Source organism: Fuerstiella marisgermanici (assembly GCF_001983935.1).
GTDB classification, from domain to species: domain Bacteria; phylum Planctomycetota; class Planctomycetia; order Planctomycetales; family Planctomycetaceae; genus Fuerstiella; species Fuerstiella marisgermanici.
In genome coordinates this window covers 2,058,208-2,083,795 of record NZ_CP017641.1, presented here as the reverse complement: position 1 = coordinate 2,083,795, position 25,588 = coordinate 2,058,208, and the positions used below count along the sequence as shown (strand labels likewise).

Annotated in this window: 17 protein-coding genes; 10 read left to right on the top strand and 7 right to left on the bottom strand. The window is 56.0% G+C overall.

Features of this window, described 5'->3' with window-relative positions; genetic code table 11:
- Positions 1-343: 343 nt before the first annotated feature.
- The 4 genes from Fuma_RS07900 to Fuma_RS07880 all read right to left on the bottom strand — a co-directional run bounded on the left by Fuma_RS07900 (position 344) and on the right by Fuma_RS07880 (position 5,864).
- The gene (locus Fuma_RS07900; RefSeq protein WP_145944043.1) at positions 344-2,122 is read right to left on the bottom strand and encodes a hypothetical protein; all 1,779 of its coding nucleotides are present in this window, start codon (positions 2,120-2,122) and stop codon (positions 344-346) included.
- 166 nt (positions 2,123-2,288) lie between these two features.
- The gene (gene kdsA / locus Fuma_RS07895) at positions 2,289-3,125 is read right to left on the bottom strand and encodes a 3-deoxy-8-phosphooctulonate synthase (RefSeq protein ID WP_077023645.1); all 837 of its coding nucleotides are present in this window, start codon (positions 3,123-3,125) and stop codon (positions 2,289-2,291) included.
- Positions 3,126-3,743: 618 nt separating this feature from the next.
- Positions 3,744-5,174: an adenylosuccinate lyase gene (purB, locus tag Fuma_RS07885; RefSeq protein ID WP_077023643.1), complete on the bottom strand. Its 1,431-nt coding sequence runs from the start codon at positions 5,172-5,174 to the stop codon at positions 3,744-3,746.
- 12 nt (positions 5,175-5,186) lie between these two features.
- A complete protein-coding gene (locus tag Fuma_RS07880) occupies positions 5,187-5,864 on the bottom strand; it encodes a metal-dependent transcriptional regulator (protein WP_077023642.1) in 678 nt (225 codons plus the stop codon).
- Positions 5,865-6,160: 296 nt separating this feature from the next.
- Between Fuma_RS07880 and Fuma_RS07875 the strand changes: the two genes are divergently transcribed.
- The 9 genes from Fuma_RS07875 (at position 6,161) to Fuma_RS07830 (ending at position 15,682) form a co-directional block, all read left to right on the top strand.
- Positions 6,161-6,595 (top strand): hypothetical protein, encoded by a 435-nt coding sequence (locus Fuma_RS07875; RefSeq protein WP_077023641.1) that lies wholly within the window; start codon positions 6,161-6,163, stop codon positions 6,593-6,595.
- 300 nt (positions 6,596-6,895) lie between these two features.
- Positions 6,896-7,777, top strand: coding sequence for a YitT family protein (locus Fuma_RS07870; protein ID WP_077028171.1), 882 nt, complete (start codon positions 6,896-6,898; stop codon positions 7,775-7,777).
- A gap of 884 nt (positions 7,778-8,661) precedes the next feature.
- Positions 8,662-9,162, top strand: a complete 501-nt coding sequence (locus tag Fuma_RS07860; protein WP_077023639.1) for a DinB family protein — start codon at positions 8,662-8,664, stop codon at positions 9,160-9,162.
- Between the two features lie 93 nt (positions 9,163-9,255).
- A complete protein-coding gene (locus Fuma_RS07855; RefSeq protein ID WP_145944042.1) occupies positions 9,256-9,714 on the top strand; it encodes a hypothetical protein in 459 nt (152 codons plus the stop codon).
- A gap of 643 nt (positions 9,715-10,357) precedes the next feature.
- Positions 10,358-10,993 carry a glycine zipper domain-containing protein gene (locus Fuma_RS07850; protein ID WP_077023637.1) on the top strand — a complete coding sequence of 212 codons (636 nt, stop codon included), beginning with the start codon at positions 10,358-10,360 and terminating at the stop codon, positions 10,991-10,993.
- Positions 10,994-11,497: 504 nt separating this feature from the next.
- Positions 11,498-12,016: an ATP-dependent metallopeptidase FtsH/Yme1/Tma family protein gene (locus Fuma_RS07845; protein WP_099091788.1), complete on the top strand. Its 519-nt coding sequence runs from the start codon at positions 11,498-11,500 to the stop codon at positions 12,014-12,016.
- A gap of 232 nt (positions 12,017-12,248) precedes the next feature.
- The gene (locus Fuma_RS07840) at positions 12,249-13,919 is read left to right on the top strand and encodes a CehA/McbA family metallohydrolase (RefSeq protein WP_077023635.1); all 1,671 of its coding nucleotides are present in this window, start codon (positions 12,249-12,251) and stop codon (positions 13,917-13,919) included.
- Positions 13,920-14,148: 229 nt separating this feature from the next.
- Positions 14,149-14,781, top strand: coding sequence for a hypothetical protein (locus tag Fuma_RS07835; protein ID WP_145944041.1), 633 nt, complete (start codon positions 14,149-14,151; stop codon positions 14,779-14,781).
- A gap of 124 nt (positions 14,782-14,905) precedes the next feature.
- On the top strand, positions 14,906-15,682 hold the full coding sequence (locus Fuma_RS07830; protein WP_077023633.1) for a carboxylesterase family protein: 777 nt from the start codon (positions 14,906-14,908) through the stop codon (positions 15,680-15,682).
- 90 nt (positions 15,683-15,772) lie between these two features.
- Here Fuma_RS07830 and Fuma_RS07825 read toward each other — a convergent pair whose 3' ends face one another.
- Genes Fuma_RS07825 through Fuma_RS07815 form a run of 3 tightly spaced genes read right to left on the bottom strand, consistent with a single transcriptional unit; the run spans position 15,773 to position 18,643 of the window.
- A complete protein-coding gene (locus Fuma_RS07825) occupies positions 15,773-16,630 on the bottom strand; it encodes a metallophosphoesterase family protein (protein WP_218922408.1) in 858 nt (285 codons plus the stop codon).
- The gene (locus Fuma_RS07820) at positions 16,623-17,288 is read right to left on the bottom strand and encodes an ABC transporter ATP-binding protein (protein WP_077023631.1); all 666 of its coding nucleotides are present in this window, start codon (positions 17,286-17,288) and stop codon (positions 16,623-16,625) included. The genes Fuma_RS07825 and Fuma_RS07820 overlap by 8 nt, the downstream gene beginning before the upstream one ends.
- Positions 17,289-17,290: 2 nt before the next feature.
- The gene (locus Fuma_RS07815) at positions 17,291-18,643 is read right to left on the bottom strand and encodes an ABC transporter permease (RefSeq protein ID WP_077023630.1); all 1,353 of its coding nucleotides are present in this window, start codon (positions 18,641-18,643) and stop codon (positions 17,291-17,293) included.
- 211 nt (positions 18,644-18,854) lie between these two features.
- Here Fuma_RS07815 and Fuma_RS07810 point away from each other — a divergent pair, with 211 nt between their 5' ends.
- Positions 18,855-25,505, top strand: a complete 6,651-nt coding sequence (locus Fuma_RS07810) for a neutral/alkaline non-lysosomal ceramidase N-terminal domain-containing protein (protein ID WP_083731885.1) — start codon at positions 18,855-18,857, stop codon at positions 25,503-25,505.
- Positions 25,506-25,588 lie beyond the last annotated feature (83 nt).

The window sequence follows — 25,588 nt, the reverse complement described above, 5'->3', positions numbered from 1 at the left end:
TTCAGGCCACAACCGAATCCGTAGCAAGATTCTGCTCCCGGTGATCGACTGCAGCTCCCGAGCTACCCGTTTTGCATCTTCGCCGCTCTGCTGGACGCGGCACGATCGGTGCAGCGAAACTAGGCGGGCGACCTCCAGAGCCCTCTGACATTCAAGCGGTGCATCAGCGATGCTATCCGCCCCAACATGCCGCCGGTCGAAAGAACTGGACGGTCTGGGATTGTTCGCGGGGCGTCACTATTGGCTCGTCAGCGCTGCCTGTCTTTGGTTGGGACATATTCCAATCTGCGGCAGGTAACAGCGCCAAGCGGCTTACACGGAGCTCTGGCAGCATCGCAGCCCACTATTCATCAGACGCTTGTAGTGCATCCAACATCAGAGCGACTCGTTGCTTTTCCGGGTTGTCGTCCTGATTGGCCTGTTGCAGCATCGCGATGGCGTCTTCAGTTCGTTCCTGCTGCAGCAGTGCTTCGGCGTGACTTACCATGGATGGGTACTTCCATTTTCCATCCGGATACTGGCGGCGATAGTTTGCCAAAGTGGTGATTGATGCCCCCACTTCGCCTCGATCCATCTGGCACATGGCCGTCCAGTACAATGAATCACCGGTCGACGATTGGTTGACCTCGCGAACCAGTGGCGGAAACGGAATCGTCATAATTTTCGGCATGCCAGGCACCTGCTCGCGGACCGCTTCCGGCACCGCAATCTGAAACGAATCCTGCATGCTGGTGATTCGAATTTGCTGAAGCTGCTGAATGACACTCGTGTCGGTGTGGCCCATAATCTGACTGATGCGAGCCTTCAATAATCGGCGCGACGGGGTGCCGAACATGTTCTCGCTGGACTGGTCCGCCGAAAACACTTCGTAGGCTTTCATAATGCGTTCCTCCACCATTTGCTTGCGTTCTTCATCACTCAGGTTTCGGGGAACGGCGGGAATATCTTCCAAATTTCTGGACGATTGAATGGCCCGTTCAAACGGAGCGTCAAACGGTCTCAGCAGATTGGTGTAAGCAAGCAACTGCCCTTCCGAAAGCGACGCCGCCGCGACAACCTGCTCTTCCGGATAGGCCCAGATCGACACATCTTTCGCAGTCCATACCCCGTCGCCGGCAGCGACGGCAAGGTCGATCAGTGGCGTCGTATCCGAAATACCGCCAGTCAGTTCTTCATACAGAACGGCCGAATCTTCAGCCGCCAACTGGTTCTGCAACACAAGCATACGCGGAGCGAACGTCGCCAGTTGCGCGACAAGGCGAACGGAAACAGACTTCCACCGAGGATGCTCGGCAAGTGCGGCTACGGAGGCTGGTGCTGGAGCTTTCAGGTTAAGGTTTTCGCCAGAAGGAACAGCGACGCCGACCGTCGGATCGAACAGCATGCTGCCGTCTTCCAACTGCACGACCACCAGCCATTCTGCTGTCGCCAGCAGGTCACCACCTTCTTCCGGTTCCGCTTCGGTCGACACGATAAACGCGGAATGAATGTACTGCTGCCGCAACGCTTCCACAAAAATCCAGGCCCGGTCCTGAGGCGTACCGCGACCGGTAAGCAGGACGTCGAACGGCCCCAGCGGCACGCGGTCGGCGCCATCCGGCAGCAGGCTCACATTTCGCACCAGCCATTGAAAGAGTCGGATGACACGCAAGGCGTCTTTCCCGGCCGCTTGCTTGTCATCAGAATCTGTTCGTTCCCACACAGCGGACGTCAGATCTCGCAGCAACAAACTGTCGCGGATATACCACGCGTCGTTAGCCGTGAAACGTCCGGCTGTGACGCGAGGGTTGGAATCCACCATCTTGAGTGTTGCGTCACTGATTTCCAGAGCCGACATTTCATCCGCGGCACAGGATGCAATCCAGGCGTTCAGCCCGTTGATGGACCGTTCTGGATTGGCCTGAACAGAAAGTGCTTCCGGGCCGACTCGCCGAATCGCACCGGCCAGTTTGTTGCGGCACTTTTCGCCTTCCGTTTCCTGATTAGGCGCGGCAGCGTTGCCCTTGCCGCTGCCCGCGACTGTTGCATCTTCTTCGCGATTGTTGTTGCAGCCGGACAGGAAAACAGTCGTCAGCAGCACGCAGAAAACAGCAGAAATCGGTCTGTAGAATCGAGTACTCACGGTTGGTTTGATCCGTTTGGGCGAGTAGAAAGGCTGTGATAATTCGGGGATGGCCAACAGAACTTCAGCCGTGTCTGCGCTCGCCACGGCTTTGTCGAACTCGCAGGTTCCGCTCGAACGGCGGGATACCCACAAAAGTGTTCGCTCGGCTGAATTATTGCGAACGCTAACCGAGAGTGTTAATTGTTTCGCGAAGCGTGGTCAGTTGCTGTACCAGTTTTTCGAATTCCTGTAGCGGCACCATGTTTGGTCCGTCACTTTTCGCATTGTCCGGGTCGGGGTGAGTTTCAAAGAAAACGGCATCGCAACCAATCGCCACAGCGGCTCGAGCCAGCGGGGCCACCATTTCTCGCTGACCACCGGTTGTGGCTCCACCGGGAGTTTGGACGCTGTGAGTCGCGTCGAAGACCACGGGGACCCCGAAGGACTTCATAATCGGGACGCAACGAAAGTCGTTGACCAGCCGACCGTACCCAAAGACCGTGCCGCGTTCTGTGAGCATCACTTTCTGCAGACCACGAGCTTCACATTTCTTTACGGCGTGGACCGTGTCTTCGGGGGCAACAAACTGAGGTTTTTTGACATTCACGCAGATATTTCGGGCGACCGCAGCGTCGGCAGCCGCCACCAGCAGGTCGGTTTGACGAGCCAGAAACGCGGGAATCTGCAGAATTGAGCACACTTCAGCACACGGAGCCGCGTGGGCGGCTTCGTGAATGTCGGTCGTGGTCGGCAGCCCAGTGGCTTGCTTGACCTTCTCCAACAGTTTCATGCCGTCGTCCAGCCCGGGCCCGCGATAGCTGTCGACACTGGTGCGGTTGGCCTTGTCGAAACTCGATTTAAAGACAATCTGAAGGTTCAGCTTGTCTCGCAGCGCCGCTAGGTGTTCAGCCACCTGCATGATCATGGATTCCGACTCCATGACACACGGCCCTGCGATCAGCAGCAACGGCCGACCAGTCCCAACTTTGTATCCGTCAATCTCAACAATCTCGTTTGTCATCAGAAGCAATCCGTAGCGTAAGTTTCCTTGGTATCACTTGTTTTCCAATATGGCCGCACGCTATGACAGATGAATCAGAAAGACCAGCGTTCCGGATGTCAGAACCGCCGGAGATGCTGCACTTCGATCTAGCGAGAGACCGTCATCGATCGACCATGCGCCGCATTAGTGGTGGTTGTCTGATCCTGGCGTGGATCCTTATAGTGTTGTCACTCACGCTCCCGATCACTGGTCTGGTTTCCTTTTCAGAGATCACTCCGCTAACAGGAACAGGGAACAGACGAGGCATTCTTCATTCGCTGTCCTCGCTGATTTACGTGGCCTTCCTCTTTGCGTTCTTAAGTACACCGGCCGCGTTCTGCGTGACAAAGTCGATTCTTGTTGGCAGGTGCTACGCAGGCATGATGTTCGCCGGTATGAGCGTTTCCTTATCCTATCCTCTCTTGCTAAAGGTCTCTAATCCGGCGATGACCGGATACCTCGGGGTATGTTGGGCGCTATGGTGCGGCTGCTTCCTGTCGGCGAGCGCCGCGTTCCTTATCCCCGTTCTATACACCAGATATGCGGTTGATGAAGAATCGTGAAACGAGCACTTCGGCTATAATCGTTTCGATGGCATCACACGCGCACAGCTTCCGCAGCCCCGGCAAGGTCTTCAGCGTAGCGAGCTCGGACTGGTTCAACCTGTTCGGCGATGAATGCATCAACCTGTTCAGGAGCACGGCCGATGTACTTCTTCGCGTCCAGCGTTCCCGCCAGATCGATTCCGGCGAAGGCTTCGTCTTTCTGAAGCCGCTCAATCAGGTCGTTCGGCAATGCGTTCTGCTTGACTTCCGCGGCCGCTGCCTGGCTGTGGACTCGAATCACTTCGTGAAGATCCTGTCGATCGCCACCGGCTCGCACGCCCGCCATTAGAATCTCTTCCGTGGCCATGAAAGGAAGTTCCTCATTGAGGTGCTTCTCAATCGTCTTCGGGTACACAACCATACCGTCCGTGATGTTGCGGTACAAAATCAGACACGCATCTATCGCCAGAAACGCTTGTGGCACAGCAAGCCGACGAATGGCGCTGTCGTCCAACGTGCGTTCCATCCACTGAGTCGCCATTGTGTTGTCCGTGCCCGCCTGCAGACTCATGGCAAACCGCGACAACGCACACAGCCGTTCGCTTCGCATTGGGTTGCGTTTGTAGGCCATCGCCGACGAACCGATTTGCTTCTTCTCGAATGGTTCTTCCAGTTCTTTCTTGTGCTGCAGAATCCGAATGTCGCTGCCCACTTTGTGACACGATTGGGCCAGCCCGTTCAACGTCGCCATCACCTGCGAATCGAACTTGCGCGAATACGTTTGCCCCGTCACCGCGTGGCGATCCGTGAAGCCCATCTTCTGAGTCACCAGCTGATCGAGCTGCTCAACTTTACCGTGGTCGCCTTCAAACAGACTCAGGAATGTCGCTTGAGTTCCCGTCGTCCCTTTCACGCCCCGAAAGCGAATCGTGTCGATGCGGTGTTCCAGCTCTTCCAGGTCCAACAGCAGGTCCCAGCACCACAAAGTCGCTCGTTTGCCGACGGTTGTTGGCTGAGCGGCCTGCAAATGTGTGAAGCCCAAACACGGCAAATCGCGGTATTCCACCACAAACTTCGCCAACTGGTCGATCACCTGAACCAGCCGACGCCGTACGACCAGCAGGCTTTCTTTGATCTGAATCAGCTCAGAATTGTCTGTCACATAACAACTGGTTGCACCCAGATGAATGATTGGCTTCGCCTTCGGGCACTGCGTCGCCCACGTCTCAACATGAGCCATAACGTCGTGCCGGCGTTCCAGCTCGAACTTTGCGGCCAGAGTGAAGTCGATGTCGTCGACCGTGGCCTGCATTTCTGAAAGCTGTTCGTCGGTAATGGGCAGGCCAAGTTCCTGTTGAGATTCAGCCAGCGCGATCCATAGCCGCCGCCACGTGGAATGTTTTTTCTGAGCCGACCAGATGCCCGCCATTTCGCGAGACGCGTACCGTGTGATCAGTGGATTTTCGTAGATGTCGTGAGACACGTGAAGAGACTTTCAAAGTGAAGAAGCAACAGGTTCGACTCGGATCGTTTGGGCCGCGTTCAACCCGACGGTGAACTGCACGCCGTCGATGTCCGACCGCACAACGCCCGCATCTTCGCTGTTCTCAACGATCCGGCCAACTGCCCCGAGTTCAAATCCGGATTCTGAGAGATACCGCAGAAAATCGGGCTGCTGATTGACGACGCGAACGAAGCGCACATCACTTCCCACTTTGCATTGGTCCAACGGAACGGTTCCCGAAAAGTCGCCCCTCATTTGTCCATCGGCTGCGGGAATAGGCGAACCGTGAGGATCAGTTTCGGGGTGTTCCAAAAAGTCGTCAATGCGATCAATCAGGAACTCACTGACGGCATGTTCCAGCTCTTCTGCTTCTTCATGGACCTGATCCCAGGTCAGGTTCAGAGTGCTGTGCAAAAACAGCTCAATCAGCCGGTGTCGTCGCAGCATTCGCATGGCCAGCTTGCGACCGGAAGACGTGAGTTCCACGCCTTCGTACGGCACATAATTGGCGAGTCCCGATTCGGACAGTGTCTTCAGCATGCTGGTGACGGTCCCCGGCGAAACCTTCAGCCGAGCCGACAATGCGCCGGGCGATACGCGCGACTGCCCCGACTTCAACTCCAGTTGCAGCGCGGCTTTCAAATAGTTTTCAACCGTCAGACTCGGCATTCATTCACTACGTAGTCCATCTCTCGATCAGCTGCGAACGTAGACGCCCGGCAAGCTAAAATCGCCGCTCATGACAAGGACGCTCCTAACCTCAACGCGCACCGGGCCACAGTTGGCCACGGTGTGAATGGATGCTAGCGTCGTCGAACAGGCGGAGCAACACTGTCCACCAGCGAAACGGGGGCGTCGTCACACAGAAATCACTCGCTGTATTCTGATACGCTGCGAAGTTAGCATGGGAATGAAGGTACGTAATGAGGTCGCCCGCTCCAGTGCTTCAGCGGAAAGTACGAACGATGTCCCCGATTGTCAGAAACTCACTTGCAGTCAGCGCCGGCCTCGTGATCGGCAGCATTGTCAACATGTCGATCGTCACCGTCGGACCGATGCTGATTCCGCCTCCTGAAGGCGTTGATCTGTCCGACATGGATAAACTCGCCGGAAACCTTTTGCTGCTCAAGCCGGCCAATTTTGTGCCTCCCTGGCTGGCTCACGCATTGGGCACTCTCACCGGGGCATTCGTCGCCGCAAAGCTGGCAGCCAGTCATCAAATGAAGTTGGCAATCGTCATTGGTGTGATGTTCCTCATGGGCGGCATCGCGATGGTGGCCAAGATCGGCGGCCCAATATGGTTCGCCGCTTTGGACCTGATTGGCGCCTACCTGCCGATGGCGTACATCGGCGGCAGGTTTGGTTCGACAAATAAAACCCCAATGGCCGAAGGTCACTGAACGGAGGCACGGCCGCCCGCTCGCATGCGCCACAAAGTACCGACGGCGAATAGCATCAGACAACGAGCGAGAAGCGACTGGATTTTTCGTTAGCTTGCACACAAATGAGCCCGCTCGTTGGGCCTCCCAAACTGAAATCCCCCAAATCAAACTGCAGCGAATCCAGGATCACTGCACGCTTGCAGCGGTTCTCTGACCAGAATAGATTTGGGCGGAAACAGCTCAGACTCGCACATTAGCCCGCCGACTGGCGGATTCGAACAACGGCGTGCGTCAACGACCTTCAAGGATGGATCAACCGTGCGTCAGGTATTTGTCGACTACAGTCTAATCATAGTCGCTGGCCTGATGTACGCGGTTGCTTTGAAGTATTTCGTCCTGCCCTCCAAGGTCATTCTGACCGGAACGGAAGGTATCGCGACAGCCCTTTCCTACTACTTTGAAAGCTATTGGCTGTTTATCGGCCTCTATGTGTTGTTTCAAACGGGCTTGCTGTTCTTCGCATTTACGTGCGTCAGCCGCCTGTTCGCCAAACGGTCACTCGTCGTGGTGAGCACGGTTGTGGTGGCACTCGTCGTCCTGCCGGAACTGCGATTCGCTCAACCGGAGCCCCAAAACGAACGAATCATCTTAGTCCTCTTCGGCGGAATCCTTGCCGGCGCCGCCAAAGCACTGGCCTTCAAGAACCGAGGTTCCACCGGAGATGAAGACATTCTGGGAGCTTACTTTGCAACCAAGTATCTGAAACCGGTTGGGTCAATCGCCATCATCGCCTCAATTGTCTCTACAGCCTTTGGTCTGACCATGGATCTCGCCAAAAACGGACAATTTGAATCGGTCGTCAACACCCTGATGTACACGTGCATCTACATCTTTGCCTCAGCCGAGGTGTTAAACAACCTGTACCGCAAGTTCAAGATTACGATGCTGGCAGTCATCACCCGCCAAGACAAAAAAGTTGGCAGTGCAATCGCGTCAACATCAGAACATCGCACCTTCACCACGCACCAGGGTACCGGCGGTCGAAGCGGGGATGCGTTCTCCGTTGTCAGGACGATTATTACTCAGGAAGAACTGCCGCAAATGATCGCCGCCGTGCAAGACGCCGACCCCGAGTGCTTCTACTACTATCATGACATCGAAGGCGTCTCCAGCCGATACTTCATCGCCCCAATTGGCTAACCCCGCAGCTTTTCGGGGCTCGCACCACTGGCTGCGATTCCGGTAAAGGATCTGTAACGCCGACCGCCGTGAGAACGGGCATGCCCGGTTGGTCACGTGCTATTGCATAAGCACGAAAACCATCGCCTGACCTGAATCACTGGTGAATGGCACTGACCAGGCTGGGACAATCACATGCTGAATAACATTGACGCCGCATTCTAAGTGGCCTAAACGTGTGATTGCTCTGTTCCATGCTGACACACTAAACTCTCGTCCAAGCACCCAATGCCTTACGGCAACTTCTTCCGGAAAATCGCACACAGCGGCGTTCACGCGGAGATCCAACAATGTGCTCTCGTCTGATTGCAGTCGCCTTGTCGTTGGTGAGCCTTACCACGTGCATCGGTTTCATTTGTCGCTACGATAATCGCTATCCTGCTAAGCCCGCTATTGCACTTCCGGTGTGCGGCCTCGAGCAGATTCAGTACTTCCCGGACGACTCATCTTTTGACCTGCAAGAGGCGGTTATGGCTGCCCGCCAGTACAAGCTTGAGCATTAATCAGCGCCGTAGTTTGGTTTCCTACAACGCCAGTACAACCAGCGAACTGGACGGAACCAATCGCGACTTTTCAGTCTAAGCCAGACCGCTATTCGCTTGAATTGGCCGCCTTGGCGGCCACATCGAGTCCACTGCGAAGGACTTACTGATTCGGCTTCCATACTGGGGTTTTTGCGGTAAAGTGCGTCTGGAGAATTGCCTCTCGCCGTCATCACAAAAAAAGTTGGATAACATTTCAGTGCACCGGTCGTTCCTTCAATGCGAGTTGGCGTGTGAAGTGTATCTGTCTGATTCTGCGCTGGCAGCGACTATCCGATTTTAATTCATTGATGCTAAACGCTTATGTTTGATTCCGCACTTAAGATTAATGCTTTTCAGGTCAACCTGTTGCTCAAGACGGTTGGCGACCTGGATGATGGTTCGCTATACGAACGATGCCCGGGCCACAACCATCCTCCGGTCTGGATACTTGGCCACCTTGCCGTCACGGGCGAATTTGGTCAACAGCTTCTTGGTGGAGACGTTTTCCATCCAGGCTGGCTTCAACTTTTCGGCCCCGGTTCGTCCGACGATCCTTCCGGCTTAGTTGACGGAGATGCCAGGTTTACAATCTCCACCCTGACGACCGCCATTGAGACTGCTTACGCTGGTTTGCGTGATCTTGCGGCGAAATGCAGTGACTCACGCAGGATGGACGAACCGCACGGCGTGGAAATTTTTCCCGGCACCAGCATTGAGACCATCGGCGACATGATTACGCTGCTGCTGACGAATCATTTCGGATTCCACTTAGCTCAACTTTCGGCCTGCCGTCGGTCCCGCGGCCACGGTCCGCTGTTCTAAGCATATTCGGAACGGCGGATAGCAGGCGGTGAGCCGAATTGGGATGCGAGTGTTTTGGCACTGGTCAGCTTTGGCCAAGTGATTGTGGTTTCCATGCATCATGCACTGTCCAGGTTTCTTTCGAACGCACAGGTCGTGTCGCCAGAACAGTTTGATGAGCTATTCCGCCGACGAGCATTGATTGCGGAGTTCACCAGCGACGACGACGAGGCAGCGTACGTAAAGAAAGATGAATTCCTAATTCATCTCATTCGCCGCGAAGCTGAGCGTGTCTTTGATTCAGTCGACGAACACGCCCCATTCATCGGCGACGATTGGTGGCCGGACCATACTCGACACCTGGAACTCACAACCAAACATTGCACTCCGGAATTCCTTACCGCTATCCGCAGATTGCTCACCGATGACTACAAAGACTACCGGGTTCAATGTTGCGTCTATGATGACTACATGAACGAAGACACGTACATTGGATCAATGGTGTTTTCCGCAAAGGACCTTCTGGTTGAAGCTAAGCTGTCTCAGGCGTTACAACGACAAGCCGATGCTTAGCGAAACGCTACAAAGAATGCGGGCAGCTCTCAGGTCCGCCTTGAAACCAAGGCCAGCACAATCCCACGTTCGTCGCGATTCAGTCTTCAAAATCGAATGAGTTGATGCCCCTCAAGTGAAGCGAGCCGTCATCAACGCGGCTGCATCCTGGTCTGCGTGGCTTCCAAGGTGAATCCTCGATTGTTCCCGTCGGGTTCGGCGCGGCCCGGATTGGGTGAGTCCGTTTTGTTAATCCTTCCAAACGCCGCCGCAACAATCCGGTCTACCAAAACTCGCCCATCTCGCGAAATATCGACGTGACATCTCCGCTCTCGACCGCAAGCCTGCCATTTTTGCCGCAGCGCGTCGCGATGTCCCGGCTGGACCGGTCCCGGCACGGCTTAATCGGGCCTGCCGCGATGACTGCAATTTCCGACAAAGGCCGGGAGGTGGACTCGGCCAATTACAGGTCTTTACGTATCGTGTCTGGGCACGAAGGCAGGTAGAAATCAGCTTTGAAACGGCTGGAATTTGCTGGCGAGCGAATTGTTTCATGTCCGCTCATTCAGAGGATCCGGGTTGACGATAATTGCTGTAATCCGTAATTTCCTCACCCTTGCCGTTTTCGGCCTGGCGGGACGGATCCCACGATGGAGAAAGCCAAATGTCACGTTATCTGTTTGTTGCGGTCATGGTGACCACTGTGTTTCAGCAGACCGCATCTGCTCAATACAATACCCAGCGGGGTTCGGTCCTCGGAGGATTGGCCGGTGCCGCAGCTGGTGTTGCGATCGGCGAGCACAATGACGAACCGCTGGCAGGTGCTCTGATCGGCGGCGCTGTGGGACTTATGTCAGGAGCGGCCCTGGGGAATGCCCGTGATCGGCAGATGGCCGAAGCGCGAGCGTACCAGTACCAGCAGCAACAACAACAGCAAATGGCGATTTCCCGAAGCGTGACACCTCAGGACGTCATCATGATGTCTCAACGAGGTCTTAGCGATTCGGTCATCATCAGCCACATTCAGGCTAATGGTGTTCGGCAGGAGCTTCGAGTTCCGGACGTTATTGCTTTGCACGAAAACGGCGTCAGCCAGCACGTGATTGCCGCGATGCAGCGACCAGTTACCGTGACTGCAGCGCCCGCTGCACCAGTCCGCGTGTACCAGTCGGCACCGCCGATCGTTGTCGAGAAGTACGTCGCACCACGCTACTACTATCCGCCGCGTCGCCCGTACTACCACGGCCCCCGGCACCACCATCACCGAGGATCCGGGATCCACTTTTCACTGCACCGTTAATCAGCAGTCGGACTGTCGGTTCCAAAAGATTTGGTGAATCCGGAAGGTGCGTATCCTTACGCGCCAGAAGGCGAAGTTGCGGGTCGTTCAACTCGAAAATGCGTGCCCGGCACGGTTGAACCTCGGCGACTGAACGGCATGCCGCGACAGGCCGGTTCACGACAGCAGCAATTCGCCTGCGGTTTAGTTCTCGCGGGGTTGTCGCGTTGCTCGGTGGATAGGTCGCGATCTGCGTTATTGCGGCCAGCTTCTTGTGGCGGACGGAATGATTGCTGGCAAACCTGTTGGTTGATATCTTGGTTCTCGCTGGCTGTGTGCGGGGTGCCGGAATAAGAGTAGGCGTCTAAGGTTTGACAGCGGGATAGCCAATGCCGGAGCTGCGCTTCGCTGAATCCGGCCTACAGCTCGCATTCTCCACGGCCGCTTAGCCGGACGAACGGAACTGCGTTATCGAGAATGCAGCTCGATTGTTCATTGAAGACAGCAAGAAGTCGTGCGGCCGCAATGACCGAGAATTCATCCGACGGCAGCTCACAGAATGCCGCGAGTCCATCGCAGATCGCCACCGCTTACCATGAAGCCGGTCATGCGGTGATGGCGTACGTTTTGGGACGACTGGTTGAAAAGGTCACGGTGTCTCCCGCTCAGCTTCAAACCGGAGGCTTTCGCCTGGGAGCGTGCAAGATGCAAAAGGGACGATCCCGGCCATCGCAGGATCACGTAGAAGATGAGGTTCTAATCCTGCTCGCCGGAATGGTGGGAGAAAGCCACTACACTCAACGATATTGCGAAGCTGGTGCAGCTCAGGATCTACAAGCAGTGAAGCGCGTGCTGAGCACTCGAACTCCTCGTGAACGCCAACTGCAGCGACGAGCACAGCGCCTGCTGGACAAGACTGAGCATCTGCTGAACGGCCAAGTAAACAGGCGAGCCATCGCGATGATCGCAAACGAGCTGTTGGAAAAAGAAACCATCAGTGGCCGAGCCGTGCGACACCTACTGCAAGAAGCCGCGCGAGAATAGTGGCCGATAGAAGCGGCCAGAGGGTGACAGAGCATCGGTCAACGGTGTTTCAGCCTTGTCGTTCATCCGTCCGTTGTCGATCACTGTGCCAAACATCGCCGTATCTGATGAGGGCTGCCCTGAAGACCCCGCTTGATGTGCGCGGCAATTGACAACACATCGTGACGGGCCATACTGGATCGCCAGGAACCAAAACGGTGAATGGTGCCCCACAATCTCACGAGGTGATCCAATGGCTTCACGACATCGACTTACGCTATTGGCCTGCATTCTGGCTGGCTGGGTTATGGCGCATTCAGCCGTCGGGCAAACGACGTACGCCGCTGAACCGCAGGCCACGGTCCGTTTCAAGCTGTTGGATGGTCCGTCGGGCAAGCCTGTGCCCGCCATGGTTTGCATTCGCAGCCTGCAAGACAACTCGGTGCGGTTACCGCCAGATGGCCGCATCATGCAGCGAGTGAGCCAGACAAACGAATTCTATCGCGGCGTTGAATATGAAGCGGCCAACCCAGACTGGATTGGCCCGGCAAGGAAGACGTTAGGCAAGGGAGATAACAACGACCGCAGTTTTGTTTACGAAGAACTTCCTTCGCTACCTTTCTGGCTTGAGCCTGTGGCGTACCAAACGCAGCCTGCTTTTTCGATCAAGCTAAATCCAGGTCGCTACCAGATTTCAGCAGCACGGGGCATGGAATACATCCCGGTAACAAAGACCTTCACTGTTACTTCTGAAGATCAGCAGCACGCGTTGAAACTCGAACGCTGGGTCGACTTGCCCGCGAAGGGCTGGTATTCCGGCGACGTTCACGTGCATCATCCCACGACGAAGAAAACGTACCGCGACTTCTTACTGCGCTATGCTGAAGCTGAGGACCTGCATGTCGTTAATGTTCTTGAAATGGGACACCATCGCGGGACCGATTTTAAACAGCTCGGGTTCGGCACGAAATTTCGCGAACGACGCGGAGACTATTGCCTTGTCAGCGGGCAGGAAGAACCGCGCAGCACCTTCGGGCACATCATCGGACTGAACACCTCCGCCATGGCGAGAGATGTGGCCACCTATGACCTTTACGACCTGGCATTCCAGCGACTTCACGCTCAGCCGGATGCCGTCGTAGGGTTCGCTCACTTTTCATGGAACGGCTGCGACTTGCCGCGAGGCTTCCCGTGGTACGTCACCACAGAAGGAATTGACTTCGTCGAGTTGCTGCAATTTAGCCGCATCAACACGCTGGACTATTACGACTACCTGAACCTCGGCTTTCGTCTGGCCGCAGCAGCAGGAAGCGACGTGCCCTGGGGATCGACGCTGGGCGAAGCGCGAACCTACGTCCATACCGGCGAGACTCTTGACCTGGATCGCTGGTTCGCCGGACTCAAAGCGGGACACTCGTTTGTCAGCAATGGGCCGGCGCTGGAATTTACGGTCGATGGCCAATTGCCCGGAACGGAAATCAAAGCGGACGGCAAGAGCAAGGTGAAAGTGCGTGCTCGAGCGTGGGGCCATGAAAAAGTTGGGCTGCCCGAAGTGCTTGAACTGGTCGGCAACGATGGAGTACTGCAGGAAGTGCACAGAAATGACAGTCACTCCAACGAACTTACTCTGGAAGTTGAGGTCGACATTTCTCGCAGCACGTGGTTGGCGCTCAGCACTCGCTGTGCAAACGGAGCGGTCGCTCACACGTCGCCTGTTTACGTTGTTGTTAATGACGAGCCCACCTGGTCGCCTCAGAAGAGTTCACGGATCGTAAGAAAACAGCTTGAGGCTATCGCCGTGATCGAAGAGGAATTTTCTGAGGGAAGCGACCTTCGCAGTCGTTCGATCCGCGAACGTTTAGAACGTGCCAAGTCTTACTATTCGAAACTTCTCGCGGCGACTGAGCAAGCTCTTCGCGAATAAGCTCGGCACGAGCGTGCGAGGATGGAAACGCGGTTTTCAGGCTTGTCTGGTAGATGGCGGCGTTGGCGAGCGAACGCGACTATGGTTTGCGGTGGCGGATTGGTATTCTGGTGGCACCCACGTAGGGAACTGTAACGCAGGACCAGGTTCACTTCAGTCAAGGCTGACTTAACAGCGCGCGGGGTAGCAAGAACGTTTCGGGACAGCTTTATCGCCGGAGACCATGACCATGAATAGACGCTCAATTGCCGTTGCTGCAACTTTCATCGTCGCGGGTGTCGTTACCGCGATCACGTACGGATTCGATTCGCAGTCTGAAAGCAAAATTCAGAAAATTGATCCATTTGAGTTTCATCGCGAAGGCGCAGCCAGCCCCGAAGACGCTGCAAAAGTTCTGTTTCGCGGTGTTGCCACAGGATCGCCGAAGCACTTCGTTCAGCATCTGCTTCTCGGCGTGTGCGATGGTCCCATTGCTACTCTCAATAAATTTGCGGAATCCTGCCACGTCACGGAATTCAGTCACGGCGATGAGCGATTTACATTTTACGATATGCGTGAAGCACGGAACGGGATTAACCACAAGAAGCCCGTTCGCGTAATCAAAACGGTCTCCTTCGATCCCGAAGACAAACAGGTCGCGGCACTGCAGTTTGAAATGTTAGGCACTTATTACGGCAAGGAATTCATGAGTGTAGACGTCGCTGCGGAGGGCTACGACGGTCGTGAATACCAAACAAGGATTGTCGTTGCGCAGGTAGGTAAACAATGGTTCGCAATGCCGCGGTGCCGCAGTGCGAAAAGCTTCTACGCAATCGCAGACGCGATGGACGCTCCGTCGCACGCTACCAACCAGGTGATGTAGCCGGCTCACTAATCGCAAAGCCTGGTGGGCCTCGACAATTTAAACACCCATGTCATTAGCCGCAGCGCGGTAAGCGCCGCACCGCCGGCATCTGAACGTAACCTTCCTGATGAGGCCTTAGGCAATGACAGATTCCCGTTTCCGATTCGGTCGCTCTGGAACCTTCGCAACTGCACTGTTTGTTCTGATTTGCGTTGGTAAAGTTCGAGCCAGCGAAGCAGAATTTCGTGAGCTTGTCGTTGAACGGACCTTCACCGAGACCTCGCAATACCGCTGCCTGATCAGCGTGCCCGACGAATACGAAGCCAACGATAACCGACGGTGGCCGTTGGTCATGTTTTTGCATGGCGGCGGGAACCCGAAGCTTGAGTCACTGAAAGCGTCGATTCGCGGACTTGCCAGCCTGCCTGCAATTGTGGTGGCGCCGATCTGCCCACCCTCGAAGTACGGCGATCGCTATACGAACTGGAACTGGCTACAGCTGGGCGATGTAGTGCGAAGAATGGGCAAGGATTACCGAATCGACGAAGATCGACGATCAGTAATCGGCTTTAGCCATGGGGGATCCGGTGCATGGGAACTCCCTTCATTCGAGGATAAATTATTTACCAAGTGCGTGGTCATCGCCGGTGTATGTCATCCGTGGTCGTTGCGGCACTATCCAAAAATTAAAGTCTGGGTATTTGTTGGAGCGAAAGACTACATGCGGAAGGAGCAGCAGGAGACTGTCACGTCCGCAAAGCGGTTCAAGGTCGACGTGGTTGAAACCGTTTGGGAGGGCGCCGATCACAGCGGGATCTTTAAGAACGCCATGTCGTATCAACGAATGCTGGATTGGCTTGTCAAAGACGAAGACCTGCGAGTTATACGGCCTGATGTCTCTGACAGCATCGCCAAGTGATCGGCTGACGTCTGCGCCTACACAATCACCTTTCCACCTCACACCAAGCGCCCAACGGAAGCAACGCCGGCGCTTCAGCCACCACCCCGCTCAACCGCCCTCCACGCCAATCGCCAGTCGGTGCGTACCGACCGGAAAGACGTGTTGGCTGAAGGGGACGAAGGTGGCTTCGGCCTGGAAGTACATATAGTGTGTGATGGTCATGCTGTCGGCGGCCAGGTCAATTACGTTGAAGGTGTTCTTTTCACGTTCGCGGCCGCGCCCTCGGCGAGACGTGCTGGTGCCGGACTGAACCACCACGATACCGCGTTCCGGATGAGCGCCGGGATAAACGTCCAGCGTGTTTCCGATGTACGCTCGATGCAAATGCCCGCCCATGATCATGTCGACGTCGTCTTCCACAAAAGCCGCGATCGCTCGTTTGGCCTGAGGCATCGCGCTGTCTTTGAGGTAATCCGGGGCCGGAACAAAGTGGTGATGAGCCACCACAATTTTTGCCACGTTGGGCGGGGCTTCTGCGAAGATCTTTCGAGTCGCGTCGATCTGCCATTGGTGAATACGGCCATTCGAAATCGCCCGATGCGGTGCGGTGGAATCTAAACCGACCAGCAACGCGTGTTTCAACGACAGCACTGGATTCAGATCCGGGCAGATATGCTCCTTGTACAATCCGAGCGGATCACGCCAGCGTTCTTTCACTCGATACAGCGGCACGTCATGATTGCCGGGAATGTACAGCCGCGGCACGTCCGGAAGCTGATCCACGAATTCGCGAGCCGCCTGAAACTGTTCACGTTTGGCGCGTTGAGTGAAGTCGCCACTGACGACAATCGCGTCGGCACCCAGCTTCGGTGCGATCGCCAAAACAGCTTCGCCCACGACTTGAGAATACGGCGGGCCAAAGTGCAGGTCAGAAAGGTGTAGAATTCGATGCAGCCGCTCAGTCACGAATAATCTTTCCTGCCTGCATTCGTACGACCGAATCCGCATAACTGACGGCTCGATCATCATGAGTCACCAGCAACACGGCTCCGCCTTCCTTCGCGAAATCCTTCAAATCGTTCAGCACGATATCTGCGTTGTCGTGGTCCAGATTCCCGGTTGGTTCGTCCGCCAACAGCAGCGACGGCCGATTCAAGAGAGCTCGAGCAAGAGCCGTGCGTTGACGTTCGCCGCTGCTTAGTTTTCCAGGCACATGGTGCTGTCGGTCGGCAAGGCCGAACCGTTCGATAAGTTCGTCGGCCCGGCTGCGAGTTTCAGCATCCGGCGTTGCGATCGCCATGCCGGGAGCCAGTATGTTTTCGCGAATGGTCAGGTAAGGGACCAAATGGAACTGTTGAAAGACGAAGCCAATTCGGCGAGCTCGGAATTCAGCCCGCACATCCGGCTTCAATCCATAGGGGTCCGTACTGTCGACATTCACCGCGCCGCCGTCCGGCCTCAGCAGACCGCCTGCCATCAGCAACAACGTCGACTTGCCGCAGCCGCTGGGCCCTTGAACCGCAACGAAGGCTCCGGCGTTGACGGTCAATGAAACATCACCCACAGCACGGACCGGACCTTGTGAATGAGAGTAGGTTTTTGTGACGTTGTCGATTTGCAGCATATTTATTCTCCCTGCAGAATGATGGCTGGATCTTTACTCGCAGCCAGCAACGCGGGAATCCAACTTGCCAATGACGAAAGCAGTAGCGCCAGCAGCGGAGCGCCAAGCAGCGTGGTTTTTAAGCGACCGCTGTCAAACAATTGAGACACCTGAATGTCGATGCCGCTGGTCTGCGGCAACGAATATCCGACCCAGAACCCCAATGCCACGCCCAGCAATCCGCCCAGCACTCCGATGATCAGGGCCTTTGACAGAAAGACGATAATAATTTGCCGGGCTTTCAAACCGATCGCTCGCAGAATCCCGATTTCTTCGCTGCGCTGCTTCGCGTTCACGAGTGCCAGCAGAAAAATAACAATCGCGGACGCAGCCAACACCAGCGGCACCAGCACGGCGGCAAATTCGCTTTGACGATTCTGCAACGCCGCTCGGTTTGACGCCTGTTCCTGCAGCATTGCGGCGCCTGTCGCTTCCTCGTGAGCCAATGCGACTTCGGCCACTTCTTTCGCTTTGGCTCGCGCTTCGGCTCGAGTAAGTGCCTGCGAATATTTTTCAATCACTTGAGTGCCAGGCAGGATGGCGGAAATTTCTTCGCGAACGGCAGAAATGCGGTCGCCCACGCAATCGCATTCCAAAGCCAAAATGGCGTTAATCAGATTTTGCATGCCCAGCAATTCCTGAGCTTGTTTTAGGTTGATCCAGACCGTGACATCGTCCGTCGACCCGCGTTCTGCGTGAGCTTCTGAAATCGTGAAATCCTGCTCCATGAATTTCACCGTGTCACCCACCTTTAAATTAAGGTCCTTTTGAATGGAATAGCCGATCACCATTTTGCCTTCGGCCACTTCTTCAAGAAGTTCTTTCTTCAGGCCGCGATGTTGGATTGGCACTTCACCGCGAGTTCCAATCAAAATCACTTCCTTATCGCGTTCCGGCCACGTGATGCGTTTGGTGACACTCGGCAGCAGGTGGTTGACGGTCACAATTTTGGATTGAGCCAGTTTGTCGACGTAGGATTCGGGCATCGTGGCCGTCATTCCGTTCAGCAGCAGTTCTGATCGTGATTGATCTTCCGGAAGAATCAGAATATTGAAGCCCAGGCCCAGCATTTGTTTGCGCATGGCGTCCTGCAGCTCGGCTCCCGCCTGGTGAACGCGCTCTCGCTTTTCGTCCAGCGATTGCTGCAATTTTTCTTCCTGAGCTTCGTAGAGCTCCGCGGACACGACGGAATTCACACGCAGCAGTGTGCGAGCACCAACCAAACAGGCGGTCGCTGCGGCCACGGTCAGCACGGCTAGAAGGAAGCCGAGTTTTCGGTGTCGTATTTCCTGAAGTGTGAGTCGCCAGATTGTCATTGGGCTGCTCCTGAAGTTTCGTGTGTCCGATTGTTGTAGCTGCGACGGAACTCCGCAATCGAACGAACCGTGTTTGTTGTGGATGTTGTCTGACTTCCCACGTACGACGACTCGCCAGGCCGCTGCCGGATTGCAAGTTGGAAATTGCGCGGCGGTTGATTAAAGTCGATGGCTCCTTCCGCCTCCTTTCGCTGCCCCCGGAGTCACTGCGATGATTCGTTGGACCGTCCTTCCCCTCCTTGTATTCGTCCTTAGCCACTCCGTACCCGAAATCAGTGTGGTACTTGCCGACGATGCCAACGATCTCGCCTACCTGGACGAATGCAATCCTTGGCAGCCGCACAAGGACTTTCCAAAACTGATCACGCCGCAATGGGTGGGTGAAGAAGGCGTAGACTGTGTTGTCGTTCTCGCCATCGACGACATGCGAGACACCGCTAAGTACGAACAGTACCTGCGGCCAATCCTGAATCGTCTGAAGCAGATCGACGGTCGGGCTCCCGTAAGCATCATGACGTGCGACGTGAAGCCCGATGATCCTCAATTGCAAAGTTGGCTGGAAGAAGGGCTCAGCATTGAATGCCACACGGTCGACCACCCCTGCCCGCTGCTGCAGGGAGGAGACATCGACAAAGCCAAGTCTACATACGACCGCTGCATCGATCTACTGAACAAGATTCCGGGCAACAAGCCCGTCGCCTTCCGCACGCCGTGTTGCGATTCGCTGAACACGGTCAGTCCACGGTTCTATTCTGAGATCTTTCCGCGCACAACGTCGGAAGGACACTACCTGCAGATCGATTCGTCCGTGATGAATTTCTTCACATCGGACGACGAATCGATTCCGCGTGAACTTGTGCTGGACAAAGATGGCAACGAACGCTTCTGGAAGTACAAGGTCCGCCACCTGAAACGCGGTGAGGTCGTTCACACCAACTTCGTGAACTACATCAAAAACTACCCGTACCCGTACGTCATTAATAACACCTGCTGGCAATTCCCCTGTGTGGCACCCAGCGATTGGTCCGCTCAACACCTGCACGGCGTCAACAATCCACTCACCGTCGAAGACTGGAAGGCGGCTCTGGACATCACCGTGCACAAACAGGGAGTCTTCAATCTGGTCTTCCACCCGCACGGCTGGATCACGGCGGAACAGGTTGTTGAACTGATCGACCACGCGGTGCAAAAGCATGGAAAGAAGTTGAAGTTTCTAACGTTCCGGGAGGCCGCGGAGAGGCTGAACCAAAGTCTGACCAATGGAAAGTCGCTGCGGCAGGCGAAGTCGGACTTGCGAGACTCCGCCAGTCACGCGGCACACCTTAAACAACATTCCAACCCATCAGACGTGCGTTCATTACCTAAGAATGTTCGCGACGTGCTGGCCCACGGTACTTCCCCGATGTTGCTGCCATTGAAGCGGGACGATGGTTCGGACAACGGTTTCTTCATCCACAACCGCCACCTCTGCTGGCAGAACGAAGACACGGCTCACCTGCCGGACTTGATTCATCGTGTTTCGTTTGACGACATTCCGGCCGCGAACGTAGGCCGGAACAAGGTCGCCGCTCCCGCCGGAACAGCGCGAACCGACGAAAGCCCTGACACCCCGAAAGAGCTTCGAGAGTCGGAAGCTGGCGACCGCCGTTCCGGCAACGACTCGGTTCGCTCGTTCTGGCCTACACCCATCGGTGCCGCCGTTGTCGACATCACGCCGGACTACCCCGTCCGTCTCACCGGCTACGGGAATCGAGCGACGGAATCCGAAGGCGTGGCCGCGAAGATTCATGCTCGGGCGCTGGTGATCGGCGGGAAGAATGTAGCCGTCATCGCTCCGCGTGACGAGCCGCGCAGTGGCCGATCGCGAACCAGCGGCAGCGACGTCCGGATCTCCGGCGTCGGAAGCCGCAGTTTTCAGCACACTGACATCCAAACGATGGCTCGTTTTAATCAGAAAGACCGTGCTGCGGGGCTCATCACGCGGAGCGATGATGGCTACTACGAACAGCCGCTGGCGATCCTCATCACCGTCGATAACTGCGGTGTGCCACAAGAGATTGTTGAAGCGGCTTTCGGCAAGATCGCTGCTAAACACAATATCTCACGCGAACGATTTGCAGTCTCATCCACCCACACGCATTCCGGCCCGTGGCTGCGTGACTTTGCGCCGAATATTCTGCCCAACCTGCCGGAAGACCACGCGGCTCACCTTGCAAAGTATGAAGCCGAGTTAGTCGAACATCTCGTCTCAGTCGTCGACAAGGCGATTGAAGCACGCAAGCCCGGCAACCTTTCCGTTGGTCGAGGAAAACTCGGCTTCGCCATCAATCGCCGAGTCCTGAATAACGGCACATGGCAGGGGTTCGGAGAAACTCCCGATGGCCCTGTGGATCATCAGTTCCCGGTGCTGGCTGCTCATGATGCGAACGGCAAATTGATTGCGGTGCTCGCAAATTACGCGTGCCATGCGACAACAGAAACCGGTGCGTTCAATCAAATCAGCGGCGACTGGCCCGGCTTTGCGGCCGACATGATCGAAGCCGACAACCCCGGATCCGTCGCCTTGATCGCCATTGGCTGCGGAGCCGACGCAAACCCGTCTCCCAGAGGGACTCACGAACAGGCAAAACAACATGGGCGTGCCGTTGCAGATGAAGTGAAACGATTGTTGGGTAAAGCGGAAGATGGAAAGCCGAATGCGGATGTCGACGACTCGGCGTTCCTCACCCCCATCGATCCCAGCATCACTTGCGACATCGCCCGCATTAACCTGCCGCTCGGTCCGTTGCCTGATCGAGCGGCCTGGGAAGCTCAGGCGAAGGACGACAGTCACACAGGACACCTCGCGAAGAAGTTCCTGAAGATGCTCGACAACGGCGAAGACATTCCCACCACGGTACCGAACTATCCCGTGCAAACCTGGTGCTTCGGCGAGGATCTGGCAATGGTGTTTCTGGGCGGCGAAGTGGTGGTCGATTATTCCATTCGGCTCAACAGCATGTTCGACGACCAACGTCTGTGGCTGAACGCATATACCAACGACGTCCCCTGCTACATCGCCAGCAAACGGATCTTGCGAGAAGGCGGTTATGAGGCAGACCGGTCAATGGTGTACTACGCTCACCCAACGCGACTGGCACCGGAAGCCGAGGATCTCATTTGCGATGCCGTACAGAAGCTGCTTCCACACGAATTCTATTCCGATGAACTGCAGGCAACTTTCCCCGGGCCAAAGTCGCCGGAAGATTCGCTCAGCTGCATCACCGTCCGGCCCGGCATGAAGGCCGAACTGGTAGTGGCAGAACCGCTGATACATGACCCCGTCGCCTTCGACTGGGACTTCCAGGGACGAATGTGGGTCATCGAAATGGGCGGCTACCCCAGTGGTGCCGGGCAGCCCCGGCGGGCGGTGGCGGGGCAACACGGGACGGCGCGGGAGGGAGCCGAATCGCCGAGGAAGTTGGATGTGCGGGCGTCCGGGGGCGTGAATGGACGCGTTCGGGTTCTGACTGACGCCGATAACGATGGGCGCTACGATGAAGCTGTTACGTTTCTGGATGACCTGAACTTCCCTACCGGCATTCATCCGTGGCGCAACGGCTGGATCATCACGGCGGCGCCGGACATCATCTACGCAGAAGACACCGACGGAGACTTCGTCGCCGACGTTCGCAAAGTTCTGTTCACCGGATTCACTGAAGGCAACCAGCAGCATCGAGTGAACGGAATGCGCTGGGGGCTTGATGGATGGTTGTACCTGGCCAATGGGGATAGCGGTGGCGAAATTAAAGCCGTTGCCACTGTGAGTGAAAAGTCGGTAGTCTCAAGAGATCCGGTCAATATTCGAGGGCGTGACCTGCGGATTCATCCGGATACCGGAGCCATTGAATTACTCAGCGGGCAGACTCAGTTCGGCCGCAACCGCGACGACTTCGGCAACTGGTTCGGCAACAATAACAGCAATCCGATTTGGCATTACGTTTTGGAAGACCGCTACCTGAGCCGAAACCCACACGCCACCGGACTTCAAACAAGGGCTCAGGTTGCCGAGGTCCCCGGAGCCGCTCCCGTGTTCCCAACCAGCAAAACGATGGCTCGCTTTAACGACTTTCATGCGGCCAACCGGTTTACGTCGGCCTGCAGCACATCCATCTACCGCGATCACCTGTTGGGCGAAGAATTTTACGGCAACGCGTTCACCTGCGAACCGGTGCATAATCTTGTAAGCCGACTGGTGCTGGAACGCGACGGAGTGACCTTCAAAGGTCGTCGAGCGAGAGACGAGCAGAAATCAGAATTCTTCGCCAGCAGTGACAACTGGACTCGGCCAGTCATGGTCCGCACCGGCCCGGACGGAGCGATCTACATCGCCGACATGTACCGTCAGGTGATTGAGCATCCTCAGTGGATTCCCGATGAGTACCAGCGAAAAATGAATTTGCGAGCGGGCGACGACCGTGGCAGGATTTACAGGGTCACAGCGGGGCAGCCCCGGCAGGCGGTGGCGTGGCCACACGGGATGTCGCGCGATGTTGTCAAATCGCCGAGGACGTCGAACGTGCGGGCTCGTAGCTCGAACTCTCCGAGTCGAGAGGTTGCTGTGACTCGTGCGTTTGCTTCGGATCACGAAGCCGCTTCCTGTTGCGGGTTTGAAGCCGAAGCTGTGAATGAGAATCAATTGCACGACTCAGCGACATCGAGCGACAAAGTAGCCACGGCTGTTCCGGAGCTGCGGGACTGGTTTAACAAACCCGCGTCCGAGATCACCACCAAAGAACTGGCAGAACGCATCGCCAGCCTCAACGGCTGGTGGCGCGATACGGCTCAACGGTTGCTGGCTCATCGTGGCGGCGACTTTCCACCGAAGGAGCTGTTGACTCTGATGGCAACGCACGAATCTGCTGCCGTTCGCGTTCAGGCGATCGCCGCGATGGCGAATGTAGAGCGAACGCACACGCAAAGTATCCAACTGGCAGAAACGCTTGTTGGTCTGCGAGACGATCCCCATCCGGAAGTGCGACGGCAGGTGCTTCGGTTCGAATCACGACTCCGTGACGAAGACGAAAAGTTGTCTAATGTGCTACTTGCAATGCTGTACGACCCATCTCCAATCGTTCAACAGCAACTCGCCCTCGTGATGGGAGCTTCCGATCGGTTTGCAGACGCTTCCAAAGCGACACTGGCGTCACTACTAACCCGGCACGGTAGTAACACTCATATCAGGGACGCCGTGTATTCGTCGACCAATGATGAAAACGTCGTTGGACTGCTGATTTCACTCAGCAAATCGGACGAGCCCGTCTCTGCCCTTATCTATGGTGACGTGCTGCGCATGGCGGCAGCTTTCGAAAAAGGCCCGGCGGTCGTGACTGCGTTTGAAGCTTTGCTGAAAAGGATGACAGAAGGCAAACAGAACCGGTCGCCGGATATGTGGGAATCTGCTGTCGGCGTTTCCACACAGATTCGCCGCAACCCAAAGCTCACGGAACTGGTTTCGCAATCGAAATCCACGCTGGTAGCGTGGAAGAATGCGAGGCAGTTCGCCAGCGAGTTGTCAGTTTCACCGGACGAAGACATTCGAACGCGATTGGCCGCGTTGAACTTCATGGAAGTTAGTGGAAACCTGAATCAAGACACGCAACAAACACTTCTTGGCCTGTTTTCCCCCGACACACCGCCGGACGTGCAGCAGGCCGCTATTCGAGTTTTGGCGGCCGTGAATTCAGATCACCTGTGGCAGGAATTGGCTCCCCGGTGGCGAAGTTTGACGCCGTCTGTCCGAGGCACAGCGGTGGAAGCCATGTTGAGCCGAAGCGAGCGCACGATGACACTGCTGAAGGCGATTGAATCCGGAGAACTAACGGTTTCAGATGTGGACGCCGCATATCGGCAACGGCTGCTGGCTCATAAAGATGCCACAATCCGCGAGCACGCTCAAAAGCTGTTCGGCACAACAACGCCTTCTGCTCGAACGACACTCGTTGAAAGTCTGAGGGCTAATATTGCCGGTCTGAAATCAGACGCGGACGCAGGTAAGGCCGTCTTCGAGAAACGTTGTGCGACGTGTCATAAAATTGGTGAAGTCGGCAAGCAGGTAGGAGCCGACCTAACCGCACTGAAAGATCGTTCGACCGACGCCATGCTCACGGCAATCCTGGATCCCAACAAAGCAGTCGAATCAAAATTCTTCAGTTACATCGCCGTCACGACAGAAGGACGAACGTTCAGCGGTATGCTGTTGAATGAAACCGGAAACAGCATCACGTTGCTGGGTAGCGACGGCAAAGAACAATCCGTACCGCGAACGGAACTGGACGAACTGGTGTGCAGCAACAAGTCGCTGATGCCGGAAGGTTTGGAAAAGGATCTGACGCCTCAACAATTGGCGGACGTGATTGCTTTTGTACAGTCGGCAGGCACCACATGGAAACGCTTCGCAGGAAATGAGCCGCGATTGGTCAGGGCGAGCGACGATGGCACGATTCTTCTACCGGCCAGCGCCGCAGAAATTCATGGCCCGAATCTTGTCTTCGAAAGTAAGCATCAAAATCTGGGCTGGTGGGCGTCGACGGACGATTATGCCGTCTGGACGATTGACGTACCGCGCGGCGGCTACTGGACGGTAGAAGTCGACTACGCCTGCGACAACGGAACGGCGGGTGGGTTATTGAAACTGTCGACCGGCACTCGGCTATTGACCGCTCGAATCCCCGGCACAGGCACATGGGACGATTATCGAACATGGACGGCCGGCAAGCTGGATCTGGGCGGCGGCCGCAGGCAAATCATCGTGACCGCTCCGGAAAAACCACCGGCGGCGTTGCTCGATCTGAAGGCAATTCGACTGTTGCCGCCGGAGTGACGCATTTCAAAGTAGCCATCATCGCTCCGCGTGATGAGCGGCGCAGATGGGAGAGTGATTCTATAACGACGGTGGTCCGGTTA